At 73.5% G+C, this 24,088-nt stretch carries 16 protein-coding genes; 9 read left to right on the forward strand and 7 right to left on the reverse strand.

Going from position 1 to position 24,088, the window contains the following annotated elements:
- The first annotated feature begins 30 nt into the window (after nt 1-30).
- Nucleotides 31-1,203, forward strand: a complete 1,173-nt coding sequence (locus ACIPWA_RS05020) for a hypothetical protein (protein WP_056763932.1) — start codon at nt 31-33, stop codon at nt 1,201-1,203.
- A 157-nt stretch (nt 1,204-1,360) separates the two neighbouring features.
- Entirely contained in the window at nt 1,361-2,287 is a 927-nt protein-coding gene (locus ACIPWA_RS05025; RefSeq protein ID WP_400288544.1) for a hypothetical protein, read from the forward strand.
- A gap of 88 nt (nt 2,288-2,375) precedes the next feature.
- Here ACIPWA_RS05025 and glgP read toward each other — a convergent pair whose 3' ends face one another.
- Nucleotides 2,376-4,961 (reverse strand): alpha-glucan family phosphorylase, encoded by a 2,586-nt coding sequence (glgP, locus tag ACIPWA_RS05030; protein WP_400288546.1) that lies wholly within the window; start codon nt 4,959-4,961, stop codon nt 2,376-2,378.
- Nucleotides 4,962-5,252: 291 nt separating this feature from the next.
- Here glgP and ACIPWA_RS05035 point away from each other — a divergent pair, with 291 nt between their 5' ends.
- The 5 genes from ACIPWA_RS05035 to glgB all read left to right on the forward strand — a co-directional run bounded on the left by ACIPWA_RS05035 (nt 5,253) and on the right by glgB (nt 16,139).
- Nucleotides 5,253-7,283, forward strand: coding sequence for an alpha-1,4-glucan--maltose-1-phosphate maltosyltransferase (locus ACIPWA_RS05035; protein WP_400289638.1), 2,031 nt, complete (start codon nt 5,253-5,255; stop codon nt 7,281-7,283).
- A 161-nt stretch (nt 7,284-7,444) separates the two neighbouring features.
- Entirely contained in the window at nt 7,445-9,130 is a 1,686-nt protein-coding gene (treS, locus tag ACIPWA_RS05040) for a maltose alpha-D-glucosyltransferase (protein ID WP_449870667.1), read from the forward strand.
- 68 nt (nt 9,131-9,198) lie between these two features.
- Nucleotides 9,199-10,767, forward strand: coding sequence for an aminoglycoside phosphotransferase (locus ACIPWA_RS05045; protein WP_400288548.1), 1,569 nt, complete (start codon nt 9,199-9,201; stop codon nt 10,765-10,767).
- A 124-nt stretch (nt 10,768-10,891) separates the two neighbouring features.
- The gene (locus tag ACIPWA_RS05050) at nt 10,892-13,696 is read left to right on the forward strand and encodes a glycoside hydrolase family 2 protein (protein WP_400288550.1); all 2,805 of its coding nucleotides are present in this window, start codon (nt 10,892-10,894) and stop codon (nt 13,694-13,696) included.
- Nucleotides 13,697-13,835: 139 nt separating this feature from the next.
- A complete protein-coding gene (gene glgB, locus ACIPWA_RS05055) occupies nt 13,836-16,139 on the forward strand; it encodes a 1,4-alpha-glucan branching protein GlgB (protein WP_400288552.1) in 2,304 nt (767 codons plus the stop codon).
- 110 nt (nt 16,140-16,249) lie between these two features.
- On the opposite strand, the gene ACIPWA_RS05060 is transcribed toward glgB, so the two are convergent.
- From ACIPWA_RS05060 to ACIPWA_RS05070, 3 genes are all read right to left on the reverse strand, one after another.
- Nucleotides 16,250-17,194 (reverse strand): tetratricopeptide repeat protein, encoded by a 945-nt coding sequence (locus ACIPWA_RS05060; RefSeq protein WP_056763945.1) that lies wholly within the window; start codon nt 17,192-17,194, stop codon nt 16,250-16,252.
- Nucleotides 17,195-17,326: 132 nt separating this feature from the next.
- Entirely contained in the window at nt 17,327-18,346 is a 1,020-nt protein-coding gene (locus ACIPWA_RS05065; RefSeq protein WP_400288554.1) for a DUF8094 domain-containing protein, read from the reverse strand.
- On the reverse strand, nt 18,343-19,704 hold the full coding sequence (locus ACIPWA_RS05070) for a hypothetical protein (protein ID WP_400288555.1): 1,362 nt from the start codon (nt 19,702-19,704) through the stop codon (nt 18,343-18,345). The genes ACIPWA_RS05065 and ACIPWA_RS05070 overlap by 4 nt, the downstream gene beginning before the upstream one ends.
- A 244-nt stretch (nt 19,705-19,948) precedes the next feature.
- On the opposite strand from ACIPWA_RS05070, the gene ACIPWA_RS05075 reads away from it, so the two are divergent.
- Both ACIPWA_RS05075 and ACIPWA_RS05080 read left to right on the forward strand, forming a co-directional pair.
- Nucleotides 19,949-21,346 carry a coiled-coil domain-containing protein gene (locus ACIPWA_RS05075; protein ID WP_400288556.1) on the forward strand — a complete coding sequence of 466 codons (1,398 nt, stop codon included), beginning with the start codon at nt 19,949-19,951 and terminating at the stop codon, nt 21,344-21,346.
- An 8-nt stretch (nt 21,347-21,354) separates the two neighbouring features.
- Nucleotides 21,355-21,942 carry a hypothetical protein gene (locus ACIPWA_RS05080; RefSeq protein WP_400288557.1) on the forward strand — a complete coding sequence of 196 codons (588 nt, stop codon included), beginning with the start codon at nt 21,355-21,357 and terminating at the stop codon, nt 21,940-21,942.
- A 93-nt stretch (nt 21,943-22,035) separates the two neighbouring features.
- Here the strand turns inward: ACIPWA_RS05080 and ACIPWA_RS05085 are convergent, their stop codons facing one another.
- Genes ACIPWA_RS05085 through ACIPWA_RS05095 form a run of 3 tightly spaced genes read right to left on the reverse strand, consistent with a single transcriptional unit; the run spans nt 22,036 to nt 24,065 of the window.
- Entirely contained in the window at nt 22,036-22,827 is a 792-nt protein-coding gene (locus ACIPWA_RS05085; RefSeq protein ID WP_056646251.1) for an alpha/beta fold hydrolase, read from the reverse strand.
- The gene (locus ACIPWA_RS05090) at nt 22,824-23,738 is read right to left on the reverse strand and encodes an alpha/beta hydrolase (protein ID WP_400288558.1); all 915 of its coding nucleotides are present in this window, start codon (nt 23,736-23,738) and stop codon (nt 22,824-22,826) included. The genes ACIPWA_RS05085 and ACIPWA_RS05090 overlap by 4 nt, the downstream gene beginning before the upstream one ends.
- 27 nt (nt 23,739-23,765) lie before the next feature.
- Entirely contained in the window at nt 23,766-24,065 is a 300-nt protein-coding gene (locus ACIPWA_RS05095; RefSeq protein WP_056646246.1) for a hypothetical protein, read from the reverse strand.
- Between the last annotated feature and the right edge of the window lie 23 nt (nt 24,066-24,088).

Raw genomic sequence — 24,088 nt, forward strand, 5'->3', positions numbered from 1 at the left:
AGCGGACCGCGCTGCCGGTACGCTCCCGGCATGAACCTGCCCGACGGCGCCGCTCCCCCCGGTCCCCCGGCCGGCGGTCCGGGAACGGCCGAGCTCGACGTCGCCGGCTGCGAACGCGTCCTGCGACGCAACGGTCTGCCCCTGCTCCTCGAGGACCACTCGGCGCGCCGCGACGTGTTCGGCCGGTCGGCCCCCTTCCTCGTCGTCGTGCTGCTGCTCGAGCTCACGGGCGCCGTGAACGGCGGGTGGACGTGGTGGGGCAACCTGCTCGCCGTGGCCGGCGGCGCGGTGCTGATCGCCGCGGCCTACGTGGGGCTCAACGTGCTGCGCGGCAGGCACTGGTCGACGCTGCCGCAGGACGTCGGCGGGCCCGAGCTCGCGTTCTTCGTGCTCGTGCCGGCCGTGCTGCCCGCGGTGTTCGGGGGCGAGTGGGGGGCCGCGCTCGTCACGGCCGGCGGGAACCTGCTGCTCCTGGGGCTCGTGTGGGTCGTGGTCGCGTACGGCGTCGGCTCGTCGCTGTGGTGGGGGCTCGCGCGCATCGTCGACGAGCTCGGGGCGTCGCTCGTGCGGCTCGTGCGGCTCCTGCCGCTGCTGATGGTCTTCTCCCTCGTCCTGTTCTACAACGCCGAGGTGTGGCAGGTCTTCAGCCGGACCGGCGGGGCCGCGGGCGTCATCCTGGGGACGTTCTTCGCCGGGCTCATCGTGCTGTTCGTGGGGCTGCGCCTGCCGACCGAGGCCCGGAACGCCCTGCGCGCGGCCGCCGACGGGGTGCCGGGGGCCGCGGCGCTCCCGCCGCTGACCCGCAGCCAGCGGTTCAACGTGGCCGCGATGATCGGCGTCTCCCAGCTCCTGCAGGTGCTCGTGGTCAGCGCCGGCATGGGGCTCTTCTTCGTCGCGCTCGGGACCCTGACCGTGACGCCCGAGGTCATGGACCTGTGGGGCATCGACGGGCAGCGCGTGCTGCTCACGTTCGACCTGTCGGGGAGCCCGCTCGTGGTCACGCAGACCCTCGTGCGGGTGTCGGTCGCGATCGCGACGTTCACCGGTCTGTACTACGCGATCTCGGTCCAGGTCGACGCGGTGTACCGCGAGGAGTTCGTCGAGGGGATCGGGGAGCAGCTGCGCGAGGTGCTCGCGACGAGGGTGCGGTACCTGGGGCTGCTCGGGGGCGCGTCTGCGTCGAGGCGCGAGGCAGAGGGCTGAGGTCGAGGGTGACGTGTTCCGTCGAGATAGAACCGACTGCGTGAGGTAGAACGCGCTGCGTACTACTTCGACCAGGACGTTCTACTTCGCCCCCCGGTTGTCCACAGATACCCAGTCGCCCCACCCCATGCCTTCGATCACGGGCACGCTGAGCAACATGGCACGACCAGAAACCACTCGTCAGGTCCCGCCCGCGCTGCGCTACGAACCGGCGACCCGGGCTCGGCTCGAGAGGAGCCGACGCGCCGGACAGGTGGTGCGTGTCCGCCCAGGGGTCTACCTGCCGCTCCCGACCGGCGAGGGGCACGCACGGCGACGCGAGGCCGAGGTGCTCGCGAGCGTGCGAGGAGTCGTGGAGAGGCTCACCACCTCCTACTGGCTGAGCCACGAGACAGCAGCCCTCCTGTGGGGGTGCTGGACCTGGCGGCTGGGGCGGTTGGTCCATGTGACACAGCTTGCGAATCCGAGCGTGCGCCGTGACTCCGACCCGGCCACCCGACGGCACTGGACGGCTTTGCCAGAGCGTGACCGGCACGACCTGGACGGTATCCCGGTCACCTCTCTGGAGCGGACCGTGGTCGACTGCGCTCGTTCGCTGCGGCCGTCCAGCGCCCTGGTCGTCGCCGACTCTGCGCTGCGTCTCGGTGCCGACGTCCGGCTGCTCGACCAGATCCTCGACGAGTCGGCAGGAAAGCGCGGGGTGATCCAGGCGAGGCAGGTCCTCCAGCTTGCCGATGCCCGGTCGGAGTCCCCCGGTGAGACCCTCGTGCGCTGGTTTGCTCTCGACGCCGGCCTCCCGCCGCTCGTCCCCCAGCTCTCCGTCACGACCTGGCGCGGCGAGTTCCGGCTCGACCTCGCCTGGCCCGAGCTTCGCGTCGGGCTCGAGTTCGACGGCGTGGTCAAGTACACCGGCGGCATGGGCGACCCTGCAGGACGCCTGCTCGCCGAGAAGAAGCGCGAGGACGCGCTCCGAGAGGCAGGGTGGACGATCCTTCGCGTGACCTGGGAGGACCTGAAGGATCCAGAACGCCTCGTGGGTCGGCTCCGCGCGGCCAGACGGCTGGCTCGCGAACGTGCGAGGTAGAACGCGCCGCGTGAAGTAGAACGTAGGGGGTTCTACCTCGCGCAGCGCGTTCTATCTCGACAACGTTCTACCTCGGCAGCACAGCCGGTCAGGCGTTCGCGACCAGCCCCAGCTCCGCGACGCTCGCGAGCCCCTCGTGCTGGGGCACGATCCGCACGGTGTACCCGAACGGACCCGACGCCTCGAGCCGCACCGACCCGGCGAACGCCGCCCGCCCCGCCTCGTACGTCTCGGCGAGCTCGAGCGGCTCGGCCGTGAAGGTCTCGATCACGTCGGCCTCGGTCACGCGACCGTGGACCACCTGGACCTCGACGTCGCCGGGCTGCAGGTCGCCGAGCGACACGTAGGCCTTGACCGTCAGGAGGTCGCCGACCTGCGGGACCTCGCGGATGCCGCTCGACTCGACGTGGTCCACCCGGACGCGCGACCAGTCGCCGCGCACGTGCTGCTTCCACGCCGCGAGCTCGCGCGCGGGCTCGAAGCCCGGGGCGTTGAGCGTGCGCCCGGCGACCGCCGCGGGCCCGTACAGGCGGTGCACGTAGTCGGCGACCATGCGCGTGGCCTGGACCTTGGGGCCCAGGGTCGCGAGCGTGTGCCGCACCATCTGGAGCCAGCGCCCCGGCACGCCCCGCTCGTCGCGGTCGTAGAAGCGCGCGGCGACCTGGGTCTCGATGAGGTCGTAGAGCGCGGCCGCCTCGAGGTCGTCACGACGCTCGGTGTCCTCGACGCCGTCGGCCGTGGGGATGGCCCAGCCGTTCTCGCCGTCGTACCACTCGTCCCACCACCCGTCGAGGATGGACAGGTTGAGCCCGCCGTTGAGCGCGGACTTCATGCCCGACGTGCCGCTCGCCTCGAGCGGGCGCAGCGGGTTGTTGAGCCACACGTCGCAGCCCGGGTAGAGCGACTGTGCCATGCCGATGTCGTAGTTCGGCAGGAACACGATGCGCCCGCGCACGTCGGCCTCGTCGGTGAACCGGACGAGCTGCTGGATGAGCCGCTTGCCCTGGTCGTCGGCGGGGTGGGACTTGCCGGCGACGATGAGCTGGACGGGCCGCTCGGGGTCGAGCAGCAGCGAGCGCAGGCGCTCGGGGTCGCGCAGCATGAGCGTGAGCCGCTTGTAGGTGGGCACGCGGCGCGCGAACCCGATGGTCAGGACGTCGGGCGAGAGCGCGTCGTCGACCCAGCCGAGCTCGGCGGGGCTGGCCCCGCGCTCGCGCCAGGACCTGCGCAGCCGGTTGCGGGCCTCGTCGACGAGCTGCCCGCGCAGCTCGCGGCGCATGTTCCACAGCTCGGCGTCGGTCACGGCGTCGGGGTTCAGCCAGCCCGACGACGCGGCGTCGGCCGTGAGCTCGTCGAGCCCCAGCTTCTCGGACTCGAGCGCAGCCATCCTGGGGTCGACCCACGTGGGTGAGTGCACGCCGTTGGTCACCGACGTGATGGGGACCTCGCGCGAGTCGAAGCCCGGCCACAGCCCGTTGAACATGCCGCGCGAGACCTCGCCGTGCAGGAGCGAGACGCCGTTGGCGCGCCCGCCCAGGCGCAGGCCCATGACGGCCATGTTGAAGACCGTCGGGTCCCCGCCGTCGTAGTCCTCGGCGCCGAGCGAGAGGACCTGCTCGACGTCGATCCCGGGGATCTGGTTGTCCCCGCCGAAGTACTGCGAGACGAGGTCCCGGCCGAACCGGTCGATGCCCGCGGGCACGGGCGTGTGGGTCGTGAAGACCGTCGCGGCCCGCACGGCCTCGAGGGCCGCGTCGAACGTGAGGCCCGCGCCCGTGACGAGCTCGCGGATGCGCTCGACGCCCAGGAACCCGGCGTGCCCCTCGTTGGTGTGGTAGACCTCGGGCTCGGGCGCCCCGGTCAGCCGCGACCACAGGCGCAGCGCGCGCACACCGCCCACGCCGAGCAGCAGCTCCTGCTGGAGACGGTGCTCGCCGCCGCCGCCGTAGAGGCGGTCGGTGACCTTGCGGGCGGCCTCGTCGTTGCCCGGCACGTTGGAGTCGAGCAGCAGCAGCGGCACACGGCCGACCGCCGCGACCCACACGTGCGCGTGCAGGACGCGCCCGCCGGGCAGGTCGATCGAGACGCGCGCGGGGGTGCCGTCGTCCTCGCGCAGGATGGTCAGCGGCAGCCCGTCCGGGTCGAGCAGCGGGTAGGTCTCGACCTGCCAGCCGTCGCGCGTGAGGGACTGGCGGAAGTAGCCCGCGCCGTAGAGCAGCCCGACGCCGACGATGGGCACGCCCAGGTCGGACGCGCTCTTGAGATGGTCGCCCGCGAGGATGCCGAGCCCGCCCGAGTACTGCGGCAGCACCGAGGTGATGCCGTACTCCGGGGAGAAGTAGGCGATCGCCGCGGGGAGCGCCTCTCCCCCCGCGACCTGCTGCTGGTACCACAGGGGGTCCTGGAGGTACCGGTGCAGGTCCGCCGCGGCCGCGCGCACGCGCTCGACGAAGCCGTGGTCGGCTGCGAGCGCCGCGAGCCGGTCCGGCCCGAGCGCGCCCAGCAGCGCCACGGGGTCGCGCTTCACGGAGTCCCACAGCTGCGGGTCGATCCCGGAGAAGAGCTCGCGCGTGGGGGCGTGCCAGGACCAGCGCAGGTTGAGGGACAGCTCGTCGAGGTCGTGCAGCTCGGCGGGCAGGACGGTGCGGACGGTGAAACGTCTGATCGCTCTCACGGGTCCGACAGTACGCAACAGTCGGTCGTGGCACACCCCCTGCCCACCACCTCTCTGTAACGCTTGCATGAACTTTCACCCGCCCGTCGGGCGACGAGCGGGTGGAGGTTCGGCGCCACACCCGCTCTGTGGGTGCCGCTCACGGCCCACGCTCGATACCTTGTGCAGGTGCCTGAGAACCTCGCGACCCCCGCGACCGCCCGCCCGAACGCGTCCGCCGTCGCCTCCACGACCGCGTCCCCCCGCAGGACGAGCACGGCGCCCCCGACGGCGCCCCGCCCGGTACCCCCGGTGGGCCCCCGGCAGGCTCCCCCGATCGCGCCGGCCGCCCCGATCGGTCGCATTCCGGTCCTCGACGTCTCCCCCGTCGTCGAGGGAGGTCGCTGGCCCGCCAAGGCCGCGGTCGGCGAGGTCGTCCCGGTCGAGGCAACGGTGTTCCGCGAGGGGCACGACGCGGTCGCGGCGACCGCGGTGCTCGTCGCCCCGGACGGCAGCGACCACTCGTGGGCGCACATGGTCGACGTGGCCCCGGGCCTCGACCGCTTCCGCGCGACGCTCTCGCCCGACGCCCCGGGCGCCTGGTCGTTCCGCGTCGAGGCGTGGTCCGACCCGTACGGGACCTGGGCGCACGACGCCGCGATCAAGGTCGCGGCGGGCATCGACGTCGAGCTCATGCTCGCCGAGGGCGTCGCGCTCTTCGAGCGCATCACGGCCCTGGCGGGGCTGAGCCCGCAGGACGCGAAGACCCTGCACGACGGCGCAGCCGCCCTCGCGGACCCGTCGCGCCCCTCGCCGGCTCGTCTCGCGGCGGCCCTGTCGCCCGAGGTGCGCGACGCCCTGGCCCGCACCCCGCTGCGGGACTTCGTGACGCCGTCGGGCACGTACCCGCTCGTGGTGGACCGGCCGCTCGCCCTCGCCGGGGCCTGGTACGAGATGTTCCCCCGCTCCGAGGGCGCGCGACGCCTCAAGGACGGGACCTGGCGGTCGGGCACGTTCACGAGCGCCGCGCGGCGCCTGCCCGCGATCGCCGCCATGGGCTTCGACGTGGTCTACCTGACGCCCGTGCACCCCATCGGCACCGCGCACCGCAAGGGTCGCAACAACTCGCTCACCGCGCTCCCGGGCGACCCGGGATCGCCCTACGCGATCGGCTCGAAGGACGGCGGGCACGACGCGATCCACCCCGAGCTCGGCAGCGAGCGGACCTTCAAGGCCTTCGTGAAGGAGGCTCGCCGCCTGGGCATGGAGGTCGCGCTCGACCTCGCGCTCCAGTGCTCGCCCGACCACCCCTGGGTCACCGAGCACCCCGAGTGGTTCACGACGCGCGTCGACGGCTCGATCGCCTACGCCGAGAACCCGCCCAAGAAGTACCAGGACATCTACCCGCTGAACTTCGACAACGACCCGGCGGGCATCTACGCCGAGGTGCTGCGCGTCGTGCGGGTCTGGATCGCGCGCGGCGTCACGGCGTTCCGGGTCGACAACCCGCACACCAAGCCGCTCGAGTTCTGGGAGTGGCTGCTGGCCGAGGTCCGCGCCACCCATCCGGAGGTGATCTTCCTGTCGGAGGCGTTCACCAAGCCCGCGATGATGCTCACGCTCGCGCACATCGGGTTCCACCAGTCGTACACGTACTTCACGTGGCGCAACGAGAAGACCGAGCTCGCGGAGTACCTCGCCGAGGTCTCGGGGCCGGCCGGCTCCTCCATGCGTCCGAGCTTCTGGCCCACGACGCACGACATCCTGCCGCCGTACCTGCAGCACGGCGGCGTCGCCGGGTTCGCGGTGCGAGCAGTGCTCGCGGCCCTCGGCTCGCCCACCTGGGGGATCTACTCGGGCTACGAGCTGGTCGAGAACGTGCCGCGCCCCGGCGTCGAGGAGCAGATCGACAACGAGAAGTACGAGTACAAGCCCCGCGACTGGGCGCTCGCGGAGGAGATCGGCATCTCGACGCTCGTCACGCGGCTCAACGAGGTGCGCCGCGAGCACCCCGCGCTGCGTCAGCTCCGCAACCTCACGATCCACCCCACGAGCAACGACCAGGTCCTCGCGTTCTCGCGTCATCTGCCGGCGCGCGTGTCCCCGGCCGGGACGCCCGAGCCCGCCGACACCGTGATCGTGGTCGTCAACCTGGACCCGTGGGGCACGCAGGAGTCCATGGTCCACCTCGACCTCGCGGCGCTGGGCGTGCCGGCCGAGCACGGGCAGTTCGTCGCGCACGACCTCCTGAGCGGTGCCTCGTACGGGTGGGGGCAGGACGTGTACGTGCGGCTCGTCCCGCAGGAGCAGGTCGCGCACGTCATCCACGTGGGCGCGCCGTGACGGCGCCCCCGTACCTGTCGTCCCCCGGGGGCCAGGGGCCGTCCGCCACGTCGGGCGGAGTGCCGGGCGGCACCTCGGGCGGCGCCGCCCGGGACGGGCACGCCGCCGGCCCGGCTCCCGTCGCGCCCGCGACGGCCCCTGCTCCCCTGCCCGTGGGCGCACTGCCTCCCCGGCGGCAGCCGGCCGCGCCCCTGGCGCAGCGCGGGGGCCTGTCCGACGACCCCTCCTGGTACCGGACCGCGGTGTTCTACGAGGTCCTGGTCCGCGCGTTCTCGGACTCCTCGGGCGACGGCTCGGGCGACCTGCGCGGGCTCATCGAGCGACTCGACTATCTCCAGTGGCTCGGGATCGACGCCCTGTGGCTGCCGCCGTTCTACCCCTCGCCCCTGCGCGACGGCGGGTACGACGTGGCCGACTACACCGCGATCGCGGGCCAGTACGGCTCCATGTCCGACTTCACCGAGCTCATCGCCGAGGCCCACTCGCGCGGCATCCGGATCGTGATCGACCTGGTCATGAACCACACGAGCGACCAGCACCCGTGGTTCCAGGCCTCGCGCGCCGACCCCGAGGGCCCCTACGGCGACTTCTACGTGTGGAGCGACGACAACACGCGCTACCAGGACGCGCGCATCATCTTCGTGGACACCGAGACGAGCAACTGGACGTTCGACCCGGTGCGGCGCCAGTACTTCTGGCACCGGTTCTTCTCGCACCAGCCGGACCTCAACTTCGAGAACTCGCGCGTCGCGGACGCCATGCTCGACGTGACGCGGTTCTGGCTGCAGGTGGGCGTGGACGGGTTCCGGCTCGACGCGGTCCCGTACCTGTTCGAGGCCGAGGGCACCAACTGCGAGAACCTGCCCGAGACGCACCGGTTCCTGCGGCGCGTGCGCGAGATGGTCGACACCGAGTTCCCCGGCCGGATCATCCTCGCCGAGGCCAACCAGTGGCCCGCGGAGGTCGTGGACTACTTCGGCACCGAGGAGGAGCCGGAGTGCCACATGTGCTTCCACTTCCCCGTGATGCCGCGCATCTACTACGCGATCAAGGACCAGCGGGCCAACCAGATCGTGGACATCCTGCGCGACACCCCGCCCATCCCGGCGGGCGCCCAGTGGAGCACGTTCCTGCGCAACCACGACGAGCTCACGCTCGAGATGGTCTCGACCGAGGAGCGCGCGTCGATGTACGGGTGGTACGCCCAGGACCCGCGCATGCGCGCGAACGTCGGCATCCGCCGCCGCCTGGCCCCGCTCCTGGACAACTCGCGCAAGGAGATCGAGCTCGCGCACGCGCTGCTCCTGTCGCTGCCCGGCAGCCCGTGCCTGTACTACGGCGACGAGATCGGGATGGGCGACAACATCTGGCTGCCCGACCGCGACGCGGTCCGCACGCCCATGCAGTGGACGCCGGACCGCAACGCGGGCTTCTCGACGGCCGACCCGGGCAAGCTGTACCTGCCGCCGGTCCAGTCGCTCGTGCACCACTACGGCTACGTCAACGTCGAGGGCCAGCTCGCACAGCCCACGTCGCTGCTGCACTGGGTCCACGGGATGCTCGCGGTGCGCCGCCTGCACCCCGCGTTCGGCGACGGCGCGCAGGTCACGCTCAGCACCGACAACGACGCGGTGCTCGCGTTCCTGCGCGCCAACGAGGCCGAGACGATCCTGTGCGTCGCGAACCTCGCGTCCACGGCGCGCACCGCCACGATCCACCTGCCCGAGCACGCGGGGGCGACGCTCACCGACGTGTTCGGCGGGGCACCGTTCCCCCCGGTGGGCGAGGACGGCGACGTCGTGATGACATGGGGGTCGAGGGACTTCTACTGGCTCACGGTGTCGTAGATGCCGACGTCGACGGTGTCGTAGGGACCGGGCCGGCAGCCCTCGCCCGGACGGCAGAAGGAGCTGACGTGGTGCCGAAGACCGTCTCGTCCCCGCCCGTCGCGTCCCGCCACGGACCGCTCGGGTCGCCGCAGCGCGCCCCGGTGCCCGACGCGCGCCTGCTGGGGCTGCTCGACGCATGGCTGCCGGCCCAGCGCTGGTACCCCGTCAAGGGGCTCGCGGTGCGCCACGTCCCGTGGCTGAGCTTCGCGCTCACCGATCGCTGCACGCTGCACCTGCTGCGCGTCGTGGGCGAGGGCCTCGACCTCGTGATCCAGGTCCCCCTCGTCCTCACGCCCGCGGGTCGGCTCGCGACCTCGGGCGAGCCGACCTCTCCCGACGCCGGGCCCGCCGCGGGCGCCCAGGACCCGGCTCGCACGCCCCTGCCGGGCCTCGTCGGCTTCGTCCCGGGCCCGCCCGCCCGGCCCGGGGACCCGCTTGCCGCGCCGCTCGCGGTGCACGACGGCGCCACGCACCCCGACCTGTGGGTGGCCCTCCTCGCGGCGCTCGAGCCGGCCGAGGGAGCCCGTGCGGGAGCACCGGGCGAGAGCCCGGACCTGGCCGGGGCACGGACGGTCGGCGGCGAGCAGTCCAACACGTCGGTGATCCTGCCCGGTGTCGTGGGGGGCTCGATCCTCAAGATCCTGCGCACGGTCGCGATCGGCAAGCACCCCGACGTCGTGGTCCCGGACGCGCTCGCCCGGGTCGGGTGGACCGGCGTCCCTCGCCCGCTCGGCTGGGTCGAGGCCTCGTGGGACGCGGTCGACGTCCCCGGCCGACCCGCCGGGCCGGGCGCGTCGGGCGCGTCGGGCCCAGGGCCGGCGGCCGGGCAGGCCGGGGCGACCGCACGGACGGCGCACCTCGCGATCCTCAGCGAGCTCGTGACCGACGCCCAGGACGGGTTCGAGCTCGCGTGCGCCTACGCGTCCCAGGACCGGTCGTTCGCCGACCTCGCGGCCGACCTCGGCGCGACGCTCGCGAGCATGCACGGCGCGCTGCGCGTCGCCCTGCCGACCGGGCCACCGCTCGAGGCGGGCTGGCTGCTGGGCGACCTGCGCCGTCGGGCCCGTGAGGCCTGCGCGGGCTCGATCCCGCTCGCGCGGCGTGCCCCGCTCGTCGAGGCGTTCCTCGACCAGGTCGGCGAACGCCTGGCGCGCGACGACGCTCCCCCGCCCCTGCTCCAGGCGATCCACGGCGACATGCACCTGGGCCAGGCCCTGCACGCGCGCGGCGACGGCTGGAAGATCCTCGACTTCGAGGGCGAGCCCCTGCGTCCCGTGTCCGAGCGCACGCGCCCGGACCTGCCGCTGCGCGACGTCGCGGGGATCGTGCGCTCGCTCGACTACGCGGCGGCGGTCGGCGGTGCCCGCTCACCCCGCTGGACGACGACGGCGCGCACCGCGTTCGTCGAGGGCTACCGGCGGGCCGTGGGCGAGGACGACGGGACGGCCGGGCTCTCGCTCGCGACGACCGAGGCCCTGCTGCGGGCGCTCGTCCTCGACAAGGCCCTGTACGAGGTCGTGTACGAGTCCCGCAACCGGCCCGCGTGGGAGCCGATCCCGCTCACGGCCGTGGACCGGCTGCTGGGCGGGCGGTAGGCAGGGCAACGCACGACGCCCGTTCCCCGGTGTCGCCGCACGCACCGGCGCGACCGGGAGCGACGCGCCCCGAGGCATGATGGTGCCGCGGTTCGACGACGATCCCTCACCCTTGGAGCCACCCGTGACCTCGGCCCCCGCCTCCCCCACCCCGACGGCGCTCGACGGCGACACGTCTCCCCTGCGGAGCCTCGAGCGCCGGGAGCTGCACACGGGCTGGACCGTGCGGGCCGTGGCCGGCCCTGTCCCGGCCCACCTCGCCGCACGCCTCGACGCCCCGGTCCCCGCGACCGTCCCCGGCACCGTGCACACCGACCTCCTCACGGCCGGGATCGTCCCCGACCCCTACCTCGACGACAACGAGCACGTGCTCGCGTGGATCGGCCGGTGCGACTGGGAGTACCGGACCACGTTCGAGTGGGTGCCCGACGGCCACGAGCGCCACGACCTGGTCGCCGACGGGCTCGACACCGTCGCCGCCGTGAGCCTCAACGGACACCTGCTCGCCGAGACCGCGAACCAGCACCGCACCTACCGCCTGCCGGTCGACGAGCACCTGCGGCCGGGCACCAACGAGCTCGTCGTCCGGTTCGCCTCGCCGCTCGCGTACGCCGCGGCGCAGAGCGTGGCCATGGGCTACCGCCCGCACACCAATCCCCACCCGTTCAACGCGATCCGCAAGATGGCGTGCAGCTTCGGGTGGGACTGGGGCCTGGAGACCGCGACGTCGGGCATCTGGCGTCCCCTCGCGCTCGAGGCGTGGTCGGGCGCCCGGCTCGCGGCCGTGCGGCCCGTGGCGACGGTCGAGGGCTCGGCGCACACGCCGCCCGCTGCCGACGCCCCGGTCGCGGCACGCCTCGCCGTCCACGTCGACCTCGAGCACGCGGACGAGCACGCGGTGCGCGCCGAGGGGAGCGGCGGCGCGGCCGTCGAGATGCCTGCTGCCGTCGACGTCCGGGTCGCGGTCCACGTCGCGGGTCTCGTGACGACCGCCCTGGTCCCGGCGGGCGCCCCGTCCGCGGTCGTCGACGTCGACCTCCCGGCCGTGCGGCGCTGGTGGCCGCGCGGGTTCGGCGAGCAGCCCCTGTACGAGGTCACGGTCGAGCTCCTGGCCGACGGCGGCGCCGACGCCGTCGTCGCCACCTCCCCGGCTGCCGCCGCTCCGCGCGAGCCGCGCGCCGTCGTCGGGCCCCTCGACGTGCGACGCCACCGCGTGGGCTTCCGCACCGTCCGCCTCGAGATGGAGCCCGACGAGCACGACGGAGAGCCCGGCACGTCCTTCGTGATCGTCGTCAACGACCAGCCCGTGTTCGTGCGCGGCGCCAACTGGATCCCCGACGACGCGTTCACGCACCGCGTGACGCGCGAGCGGTACGCCGCGCGGATCGCCCAGGCCGAGCGGGCGAACATCAACCTCCTGCGAGTCTGGGGCGGCGGGATCTACGAGGCCGACGACTTCTACGACCTGTGCGACGAGCGCGGCATCCTCACGTGGCAGGACTTCCTGTTCGCGTGCGCGGCCTACGCCGAGGAGGAGCCGCTGCGCAGCGAGGTCGAGGCCGAGGTCCGCGACAACGTGGTCCGCCTGGCCCCGCACCCGAGCCTCGTGCTGTGGAACGGCAACAACGAGAACCTGTGGGGCTTCCACGACTGGGACTGGCAGCCGCGCCTCCAGGGCCGCACGTGGGGCCTGGGCTACTACACCGGGCTGCTGCCCGCGCTGCTCGCGGAGCTCGACCCTGGCCGCCCCTACACGCCGGGCAGCCCGTGGTCGGGGACGCTCGAGCTGCACCCCAACCTCGACGCGCACGGCTCGGTGCACCTGTGGGACGTGTGGAACCGCCAGGGCTACCAGGTGTACCGCGACCACGTCGCGCGCTTCGTCGCCGAGTTCGGCTGGCAGGGCCCGCCCACCTGGTCGACGCTGCGCGACGCCCTGTCGGACGACCCGCTCACGCCCGAGTCGCCCGGGATGCTCGTGCACCAGAAGGCCGCGCAGGGCAACGACAAGCTGACCGACGGCCTGCTCCCCCACTTCGCGCTGCCCGACGACATGGACGACTGGCACTGGGCCATGTCCCTCAACCAGGCGAACGCCCTGACGGTCGGGATCGAGCACCTTCGCTCGTGGAGCCCCCGCTGCGCGGGCTCGATCGTGTGGCAGCTCAACGACTGCTGGCCCGTCACGTCGTGGGCCGCGGTCGACGGCGCGGGTCGCGCCAAGCCGTTGCTGTCCGCGCTCCGGCACGCGTACCGGGACCGCCTGGTCACGCTCCAGCCCCGCAGGCCCGACGGCGGCGCACCCGTCCCCGGTGGCCCCTCGGTCCTCGCGGTGGTCGTCGTCAACGACTCGCCCGACGCCTGGGGCGGGACGCTCGTCCAGCGCCGCGTGCGCTACGACGGGACGGTCCTCGCGGAGACGAGCGCCGTCGTCGGGCTGGCGCCGCGCGAGACGCGCACGGTCCTCCTGCCCGACGACGTCGCGTCCGCCGCGAGCGCTCGCGACGAGCTCGTCGTCGCGACCCTGGGCGACGAGCGCGGGCTGTGGTTCTTCGCCGAGCCGCGCGACAGCGCGCTCACCGGCTCCGGCCCGGACGCCTCGGTGCGGGTGCTGGAGCGGGCGGGCGACCCGCCGCTCCCCGTGCCCGGGTCCCTGCGGACCCCCGCCCGGTCGACCGGACCCGCGCACCGCTACGAGGTCGCCGTCACGGCCCGCGAGCTCACGCGCGACGTCGCGCTGCTGGCCGACAAGGTGCACCCCGACGCGACCGTGGACGACCAGCTCGTGACGCTCCTGCCCGGCGAGAGCGTCACGTTCACCGTGACCTCCCCCGCGGCCCTCGAACCCGACGCACTGGTCGCCCGCAGCGTCCTGCGCTCGGCCAACCAGCTCGCCCCAGGCACCGGCACCGCGCGCGGTGACGCGTGATTCCACCCGCCGGCCGCGACCCCGACCGCGGCCTCTCGACCCCCGCGCCGCCCCTCGTCCCGGGTGAACCCGGACCGCCACCGCCGCGACGCGGCGCGGGGAGTGCACAAGCAGCCCGGCGACGTGGAAAGGTTGGGCCATGACCGGGTCATCGACACCTCCGAGCTCCCTCCCACCGCTCCCCGTCGTCCCTGCCGATCCCGCGGCGCTCGCGGCCGTCGCGCAGGGACGGTCGTTCGACCCGCACGGGGTCCTCGGCCCGCACCTGACGGCCGTCCCGCTCCCCGGTGGCCGCACCGGCGGCGCCGCCACGGTGCGCGTCCTGCGCCCGCTCGCGGACGAGGTCACGATCGTGACCCTCGACGGCGAGTTCGCCGCGACGCACGAGCAGGACGGGATCTGGGTCGCGGTCGTACCCGCCGCGGTCGACGAGCCGCTCGGCGCCGACGCCCAGGCGGCGCCCGTGCTGCACGCCCCGGACTACCGGGTCCGCGCGCGCTACGGCGAGACCACGACGCTCCAGGACGACCCGTACCGCTTCCTCCCGACCCTCGGCGAGGTAGACCAGCACCTGCTGCGCGAAGGCCGCCACGAGGAGCTGTGGACGGTCCTGGGTGCCAACCCCACGACCTACCCGAGCGTCCTGGGCGAGCCCGGCTCCCCCGGCACCACGAGCGGCACCGCGTTCGCGGTCTGGGCCCCCAACGCGCGCGCCGTGCGCGTCATCGGCGACTTCAACCACTGGCAGGGCACGACGCACGCCTTGCGCGCCCTGGGCGACACCGGGGTCTGGGAGCTGTTCGTGCCCGGGATCGGCCCCGGCACGCTCTACAAGTACGAGATCCTCACCCCGGGCGGGACGTGGCTCCAGAAGGCCGACCCCCTGGCCAAGGGCACGCAGGTCCCGCCCGCGAACGCGAGCGTCGTGGTCGAGTCCCGGCACGAGTGGACCGACGCCGAGTGGATCGCCGAGCGCACGGCCCGCGACCCGCACACCGGTCCCGTGAGCATCTACGAGGTGCACCTCGGCTCCTGGCGGCAGGGGCTGAGCTACCGCGAGCTCGCGGAGCAGCTCACCGCGTACGTCCTCGAGACGGGGTTCACGCACGTCGAGCTCATGCCCGTGGCCGAGCACCCCTACGGCGGCTCGTGGGGCTACCAGGTCACGAGCTACTACGCCCCGACCTCGCGGTTCGGGCACCCCGACGACTTCCGCCACCTCGTCGACACGCTGCACCGCGCCGGGATCGGCGTGATCCTCGACTGGGTCCCCGCCCACTTCCCCAAGGACGAGTGGGCGCTCGCGCGGTTCGACGGCACCCCGCTCTACGAGCACCCCGACCCGCTGCGCGGCGAGCAGCCCGACTGGGGCACGTACGTGTTCGACTTCGGGCGCAACGAGGTGCGCAACTTCCTCGTCGCCAACGCGACGTACTGGTTCGAGGAGTTCCACGTCGACGCGCTGCGCGTCGACGCCGTCGCCTCGATGCTCTACCTCGACTACTCGCGCAACCCCGGCCAGTGGCATCCCAACGTGCACGGCGGGCGCGAGAACCTCGAGGCCATCGCGTTCCTGCAGGAGACCAACGCGACGGCCTACCGCCGCACGCCCGGCGTGATGATGATCGCCGAGGAGTCCACGGCCTGGCCGGGCGTGACGCGCCCCACCGACGCGGGCGGCCTCGGGTTCGGGCTCAAGTGGAACATGGGCTGGATGAACGACTCCCTGCGCTACGTCGCCGAGGAGCCCATCAACCGGCGCTATCACCACCACGAGATCACGTTCTCGATGGTCTACGCCTACTCCGAGCAGTTCGTCCTGCCCATCAGCCACGACGAGGTCGTGCACGGCAAGGGCTCGCTCTACGGCAAGATGCCCGGCGACGACTGGCAGAAGCGGGCGGGCGTCCGCTCGTTCCTCGCCTACCAGTGGTCCCACCCCGGCAAGCAGCTGCTCTTCATGGGCTGCGAGATCGCGCAGCACGCCGAGTGGAACGAGGCCGCGAGCCTCGACTGGGCGGGGCTCGGCGACCCCGGCAAGGCCGGGGTGCAGCGCCTCGTACGCGACCTCAACGACCTCTACCGGCGCACGCCCGCCCTCTGGGCGCTCGACCACGACCCGGCGGGCTTCGAGTGGCTCGACGCCGAGGACGCCGACCACAACGTCCTGGCGTTCCTGCGTCGCGACGCTGCCGGGAACCAGGTCGCCGTCGTCGTGAACTTCGCCGGGACGCCCCACGAGGACTTCCGCCTCGCCCTGCCGCACGGTGGGCGCTGGCGCGAGGTCCTCAACACGGATGCCGAGGTCTACGGCGGCTCGGGGGTCGGCAACCTCGGCGAGGTCGAGTCCGAGCCGCGGCCCTGGAAGGGACGCGCGTCCTCGGTCGTCCTGCGCGTGCCACCGCTCGGGGCGCTCTACCTCGAGCCCGTCCCGGAGGGCTGACGCCACCTCGCCGGGGTCGCTCGGTCCGCCGCCCGGGCGCACCGGGCCGACGGCTCGGTGAACGACGAAGGGCCTCGGCACGCGACGCGTGCCGAGGCCCTTCGAGGTCGTCAGTACAGGTTGATCGCCAAGAGCTGGCGTGCCTTGCCGACGCGCGGGTCGGTGGGGCCGAGGATCTCGAAGTAGTCGACGAGGCGCAGGCGCAGCGTCTCCTTGTCCTCGGCGCTCGCGCCGGGCAGGAGGTCGAGCAGACGACCGAACGCGTCCTCGACCTTGCCGCCCAGCATGTCCATGTCCGCGACGTCGAGCTGCGCGGCGAGGTCGCTGGGCCTCGCGGCGGCCGCCTCGCGCGTCGCCTGGAGGTCGAGGTCGCGCGTGCGGCGCAGCAGGCCCACCTGTGCCAGGCCGGCGGCCGCGAGGTGGTCCCGCGGGTCCTGCTTGATGGCCTTCTGGTACGCCGCGACGGCGGCCTCGAGGTCGTCGCGCTCGATCGCGTCGAACGCCTCCTGGTGCAGCGGCGGGAGCTCGGGCTCGGGCTCCGCGGCCACCTCTGCGTCGGGGTTCGGTGCCCCCTGCGCGGGAGCACGGCCCGTGACGCCGTTGCCCTCGGCGATCTGCAGCACCTGCTGCAGGACCGCGCGGACCTGGTCGCCTGCGGCGGCCCCCTGGAAGAGCGGGACCGGCTGGCCCCCGACGATCGCCACGACCGTCGGGACGCTCTCGACCTGGAAGGCCGCGGCGATCTGCGGGTAGGTCTGGGCGTCGACGCGGCCCAGGAGGAAGCGGCCCGCGAACTCCTCCGCGATCGCCCCCAGCTCGGTGCCGAGCTGCGCGTTCGCCTGGTCGGTGGGGATCCACAGCAGGACCACGACCGGGTACTGCGTGGAGTCCTGGACGAGCTGCGGGAACGTCTCCTCGGTCACGTCGACGACGTAGCCGCCGGCCTCGGGGGCACCGCCGGGCGTCCCGGGCGGGGGCGCCGACGGACGGTTCAGGGACGACAGGTCGACGGCGCCGCGCACGTCGAAGTTCGGCTGCTGGCTCGGTTGGCTCATGCGCTCATCCTAAGGAAGATCGTGGTGCCGCGACGCGGCGGCTCGGCGAGGGGGTCCGACGACGACCGGTGGTCGCCGAGGTCCGACGGCGACAGGGCTGCATGCCCCGCCCTGCCGGACCTCGGCACCGACCTACGAGGTCGCGACAGACGTGACGATGTTCTCCATGCCGAGCACCTGGACGCCCGTGGTGGCGTCGGCCGGCGGGATGTACATCGCGACCATGGTCGTGTAACCCACGTTGAGGACGTTGGTCGGAGGAGTCGCCCCGAAGAGAGCCTTCTCCGTCTCGGTGCCGGGCGTGATCTTCGCGCCCTCCTCCGCCGTACGGGTCTCGAGGGCGGTCATCGCGGCCATGACCATCGCTCCCCCGTCGGCCGTGCGCACCGCGCGCGCCTCGTCCGGGGTGGGCGTGAACGTCATGGTCTGCGTGCCCGCGGCCGTGGCGAGCGGGGCCGCCTGCGTCTCCGCGTTGGTCGCGACCCAGGCGCGCAGCGGGTCGTCGGCGAACGAGGCCGCGAAGCCCGAGCCGGCCCCCAGGTTGAGGACGTCGGCGTACTGCGCGACGGCGTCGGTGGGCGTCATGAGGAGCGACGGGTCGTCGAGCGGGACGGACTCGCTGCCCACCGCGGCGCCCGCGAAGCTCGGCAGCTTGACGCTCGGGAACAGGCGCACCCAGGCCCAGAGCTTGTAGGGGTCGCGCGCCGTGGTCTGCTCGTAGCCGAGGAGTCGGGGGGACTGGAGGTCCTCGGGTTGCTCGGTCACGGCGTAGGCCTGCCGGGGCCAGGAGTCGGTCGTCGTGATGATGTCCTGCTGGACGGCCGTGGGCAGGACCGTCACCAGGTCGCCGTTGCCGCGGGCAGCGGCCACGCCGAGCTGGCTGGTGCGCAGCGACAGCGCAGGCCCGGCGAGCCGGGTCGCGAGCTGAGACGCGTCGTTGGTCGCGTTGGCCGCGTCGAGGGTCGCACCCACGGCCTCACGGACCTCGGCCATCTGCTCGACGGTCAGAGCGGGCTCGGCGGTCGCCGAGCTGTCGTCGACGGTGGGGGTGGGGACGGGCGACGTGCAGCCTGCGAGCAGGAGCGCGCCGAGGACGGCGCCGGCCACCGCGGCCGTACGGGCCGTGGAGCGGCGGGAGTTGCGCTGGCTCATCGGTCTCCTCCGGTCGAGTCGGGGTTCTGGGTCTGGTCGTTCTCGTCGGATGCCGCGGGCTGGGCGGCCTGCGTCTGGCCGAAGCCCCACGCCTGGCGCCACGCGTCGGCGCGGGCCGTGGCCGAGCTGCCACCGGCTGACCCCGCGTCCGCCTCGACCGAGGGAGCGGGCACGACCGGCTGCGCGGCCGTGGCGTTCCGCTCTCGTCGCACGACGGGGATCTGCCCGGTCATCCAGCGGTTGCGCGGGCGCTGTGCCCGCGCGTCCTCCTGGGCCAGGCGCTCGGCCTCGAGTCGGTCGCGCTCTGCCTTCTCACGCAGCTCACGACGGGTCAGCATCCCCGTCGCGCCGGTCTGGGCGGGCGGTTCCGGCGCGATCGTCTGGGGCTGCCCGGCGGACTCGGTCGACGTCGCCGCACGGCTGGGCCGTCCGGCGTCGGCACGACGCTCGGTGGGCGCAGCGGGGCCTGTCTCGCCGGAGCCGCTCGTCGTGTCCGGCGCTTCCGAGCCTGCCCCCGAGCGAGCCGTCCGACCCTTGCCCTTCGTGCGGCTCTTCTTCGTGCTGCCGCCGCCGTTCGCGTCCTTGTCCTTCTTACCACCCACGAACGAGAGGACACCGATGGCCAGGCCGGCGACCAGGAGCAGCGAGCCACCCGCGATCCCCGGCCACTGCCACGGGGTCGAGACCTCACGGGCCCAGGTCAGGGTCACGACGGGGCTCGCCGGGTCCTCACCGGTCCCGGCCGCGAGCAGGCTCCAACGGCCCGGGCGGTCGGACCAGCGCAGGCTGGCCCCTCCCTCACCGGAGGTCTCGGCGAACCACATGTCGGAGCCGGCGGGGTCCACGCCCACGACGGGCGCCTCGGCCGTGGCGTCCGCGGCGGCGTCGCCCTCGGCGGGCGCCTCACCCTCGGCGGGCGCCTCACCCTCCGCGGGCGCTTCCTCCTCGGCAGGTGCTTCTCCCTCGGCAGGTGTCTCCTCGGCGGGAGTCTCCTCGGCGGGCGGCGGCGTGTCGACCGACTTCGTCGCGAGCGTGTCCCAGTCGGTGAGACCCGTGACGACGGAGTGCGCGTCGGTGCCGACCCATCCGGCGACGTCCACGTCGCGCCCGATCACGAGCGTCACGGGCTTCCCGTCCGGGACCTTGGCCGTGACAGTCACGTCGCCGTCGACCAGGTCGAGGACCCCGGGCTCCGAGACGACCAGCGGCGACGAGCCGTCGGCAGCTGCCGTCGCGACGACCGTCTCGCTCTCACGCCAGAGCGTCGCGGAGGCGACCCCTGTGCCGATCCCTACCAGGCCGAGCACGATCAGGCCGGCGGCCAGGATTCGTTGAAGCACCGAGTTTCCCTTCGTCATGGACATTCCACAATAGAGGCGAACGCCTGCTGGATTCGATAGTTCGCCGGATGGCGACGATCGCCGCAGACTCTTCACGAAGTCCCCGCGACACCGTGACGCTACCCATTCCGGGTATTCAGGACACAGTTGGGCCACGTATCCTGGGTGACGATCCACAGGTCGGGCGACCCGGTACCCCCACCGAACGATACGTCCCGACAACAGCGCTGGCGTGGACCAGCCCGAAGCGGAAGGTCGACCCGTGTCCGACGAACGCACACTGTTCCCCATCACCATGCGCGGCTACGACCGCATCATGGTGGAAGGCCAGCTGGCCAAGCTCGAGAAGGACCTCGAGGCGGCCCGTCACCGGGCCGAGTCCGCCGACGCCCGGGCTGTGCAGCTCACGTCGGACCTCCAGGACGCCCAGCGCCAGCTGCGCGAGTCCGACCGCCCGTCCTACTCGGGTCTGGGGTCGCGCATCGAGCAGCTGCTCCGTTCCGCGGAGGAGCAGTCAGCCGACATCCTGGCCCAGGCCAACGCCCAGGCCGTCGACATCATGTCGCGCGCCAAGGTCGCGGGGGGCCAGATCCGCTCGCGCGCCGAGAACGAGGTCGCCGAGCTGCTCTCGGGCGCTCGTCGGGAGGCCGAGGAGATCCGGTCCACGGCCGCCTCGGAGACCGAGAGCACCCTGGTCGGCGCGCAGCGCCGTGCCGAGGAGTTCGTGGGTTCCGCCGAGCGCGAGGCCGCCCGCATCCAGAGCGCCCTGAACACCGAGGAGAGCGAGCGCCGGTCGAGCCTCGAGCGCGAGCTGGGCACCCTGCGCGCCCAGGTCGAGCGCGAGACCACCGAGCTGCGCGTCGCGACCGAGCGCGAGACCGCCGAGCTGCGCGCCCGCGTCGCCGCCGAGACGGCCGCGATGCGCGAGGCTGCCGAGCGCGAGACCACCGAGCTCCGCGAGACCACTCGTCGCGAGGCCGAGCGCCAGGTCGCCGAGGCCAAGCGTGCGGCGTCCGAGGCCGCGAACGCCGTGACCTCCGAGATGGAGGAGCTGCGCGAGAAGGCGCGGACCGCCCTGGCCGAGGCCGAGCTCGACATCGCCCGCCGCCGCGAGGAGGCCGAGCTGGAGAGCGCGCAGCGCCACCAGACGGCCAAGGAGGAGACCGAGAAGCTCGTCGCGACGGCCGAGGCGCATGCGTCCGACGCCGAGCACCGCGTGGTCACGGCCCTCGAGCAGGCCGAGAAGGTCCGCACCGAGTCCGACGACTACGTCAAGGAGGTCATCGCGACCGCGCGGCACAACGCGGACCGCGTGGTCGCCGAGGCGCGCGAGTTCGCCGAGCAGACCGTCGGGGACGCCAAGGCCGAGGCCGAGCAGCAGCGGGCTGCCGCACAGCGTCAGCTCGAGGACCTCACGCGCCAGCACGAGTCGATCAACACCTACCTCGACGAGCTGCGCGGGCTGCTCGGCGACGGCGAGGGCGGCGCGGCCAAGTCCAAGGCGGCTCCCGCCGTGGCCATCGCGGGCACCCCGGCGCAGCGCGCTCGCGCCGCGAACCTCATGACCGCGGAGTTCCCGCAGGTCGAGGTCGAGGGCGAGGAAGGTGAGGACGCCTCGTCCTCGAAGTCCTCGGATTCCTCCGCCTCCGCGAAGGCCTGAGCACGGCCATGACGCACGACGGCGACGACACCGGGAGCCTGCCCAGGTCGTCGCCGTCGTCTGCTCCCGGCCCGCTCGGCCCCGCAGCCAGCACGCCCGGCACGGCTGCGACGAACGACGCCGGCGGCACCGGAGACGCGCTCGGTAGCACCACAGGGCGCGCCGCGAGCAGCACCACGCCCGACGACGTCGCGGCCTGGCGTGCTCAGCGCACCGAGGCGGCGGCTCACCAGGCGAACGAGCTCGAGCGTCGCCGCGCGCTGGAGGCTGCCGAGGCCGCCGAGCTGCTCCGCGAGTTCGTCGCCGAGGCCGAGCGTCGCGGCATCGCCCCGGTCCTGCTCCAGGCCCGCTCGTACGCGGGGGACGCGACGTACCGCACCAAGACGCTCGGCTGGTACCTGCGCAAGAACCGGACGCTCGCCGTCGGTACCGACGCGTCGTTCTACATCCTCAGCGTCCAGGGCGGGCTCTCGGCCCGGCTCCGCGGTGCGACCCTCGTCCCGTCGGACCCGCCGCTCGTGCTCGGCAAGGGCGGGCGCGACGGCGAGTCCATCTCGCTCGCGGACGCGATCGAGCTGGTGCTCGACCGCGGCTGACGGCCCGGCGACGATCGCCGGACCACGGCCGAGGACACGGCCGGACCACGGGACACCTCCCGCAGCCCGGCCTGCAGTGCCAGGTCCCGGGCGTCAGTCCCGGGCGACGGCCCAGAGGTCGCCGATCGCGTTCGCGACCGCCGGTGCGTCCTCGACCGCGCTCATGTGCCCCGCGGCAGGCACCACGACGAGCGTCGCCCCGGGGGCCGCGGCGACCAGGTGCTCGGCCGCCTCGATCGGGGTGAGCGTGTCCTCCTCGCCCACGACCACGGCCACCGGGCCCGCGAAGCGGGCCAGCACCTCGGTGCGGTCCGGGCGGGCGGCCATGGCACGCTGGGCCCACGCGACGCCGTCGGGCCGCTGGGAACGGATCCACTCCTCGAGGCGAGCCGTCAGACCACGGCGCGCGACCTTGCTCGTCGCGCCCAGCAGCGCTCCCGGCATCCCGAGGACCGCGTCGACCGTGCGGCTCTCGCTGACCGCGTCCGCGATGCGCAGGCGGTTCGCACGGGCCGCGTCGTCGTCGGCCGTCGACTTGGTGTCCACGAGGCCCAGTGCCACCACGAAGTCCGCATGGCGCTCGGCCGCGGCGAGCGCGACGTAGCCTCCCATCGACATGCCCACGACCACGGCGCGCTCGATCCCGGCGGCGCGGGCCGAGGCGACCACGGCGTCGGCTGCGGCCTCGATCGAGGGCGGCTCTCCACCGAGCGGGCTCTCGCCCAGGCCCGGGAGGTCGACCGCGAGGACCGTGATGCCGCTCGGCAGCGCCGCGGCGGCGTCCTCCCACATGCGGTGGTCGAGCGGGAAGCCGTGCACGAGCAGCACGGGAAGCCCGTGCCCTTCGCGCAGGGTGTGCAGGGCGAGGTGCGGGGTGGTGGTCATGGTGTCTGTCCTGTCGTCGTCGGCTGGACGTGCGTGCGGCTCGCGTCGTACGAGGCCTGGTCGGAGGCTTCGGTGTCGGTGCCCGTCTCGGTCTGCGCGTCCCACGTCGTGGGGAGCGGCACCGGGAATCCGGGGCGGACGTGGGAGACGATCTCGTCGAGGACCCGGCGCACCGACGGCTCCCCCACCCACAGGTGCTTGGCGCCCTCGACCGCGATGACCTCGGCCTGGGGCACGCGCGCGAACCGGCGGCGGGCCTCCTCGGGGCGCAGGTAGTCGTCGAGCTCGGGGACCAGCACCACGAGCGGCTTGCCGAACGCGGCCCACCGGTCCAGGTCCTCGTCGGTCGCGCGGTGCAGGGGCGGGGAGAGCAGGATCGCGCCCTCGATGCCGGGGTCCGTGCCGTGCTTGAGGACGAGCTCGGTCCCGAACGACCACCCCACGAGCCACCGGTGGGGCAGGTCGTGGAACTCGGCCAGCTCGATCGCCGCAGCGACGTCGAAGCGCTCGGCCTCGCCGCCGTCGAACGTGCCCTCGCTCGTGCCGCGCGACGACGACGTGCCGCGCGTGTTGAAGCGCAGCACAGCGAGGTCCGCGAGCGCGGGCAGGCGCCACGCGGCCTTGCGGTAGACGTGGGAGTCCATGTAGCCGCCGTGCGTGGGCAGCGGGTGCAGGGTGATCAAGGTGCCCGACGGCGCAGCGTGCGCCGGGAGCGCGAGCTCGCCCACGAGCGTCAGGCCGTCGGCGGTGTGGAGCTCGACGTCCTCGCGGCGGGCCGGCAGGACCGTGAGCGAGCGGATCGGGGCGCCGTGCTCGGCGGGCTTGCCCTCCGGGGCCGTGGGCAGCTCCGGGGACGGCGCTGCGGGCGCGGCTGGACGGTCGGTCGCGGGGTCAGGACTGTGCGCGTTCATCACGACCGAGCCTAGCCGGGGTCTCCCTCAGCGGCGCCGGGCGCGCGCCTCCCAGCACCCCGTGTGCCAGTGGCGGCGGTCCTCGAGCGCGGACTGCGCGCCGAACATCGAGTCCTTGGCCCATGCGACGACGTGGCTCGTCCCGGCGGGGACGTTCTGCCGGCATCCCGGGCACACGTACGACTTGTCGCTCTGCCGGACGGTGCGGACGGTCCACTCGCCGTCGGGCCCGGACTCGGACCGCATGCCGCCCAGGGCACGGTTGAGGTCGAGCGGAGGGGGTTCCGCTCCCCAGGGACGACGGCGTGAGGGACGTTTCGAGGGCACGGTTCCATTGTCCACGGTTGCGA

Origin of the sequence: Oerskovia enterophila (assembly GCF_044748475.1) — a bacterium.
GTDB classification, from domain to species: Bacteria; Actinomycetota; Actinomycetes; order Actinomycetales; family Cellulomonadaceae; genus Oerskovia; species Oerskovia enterophila.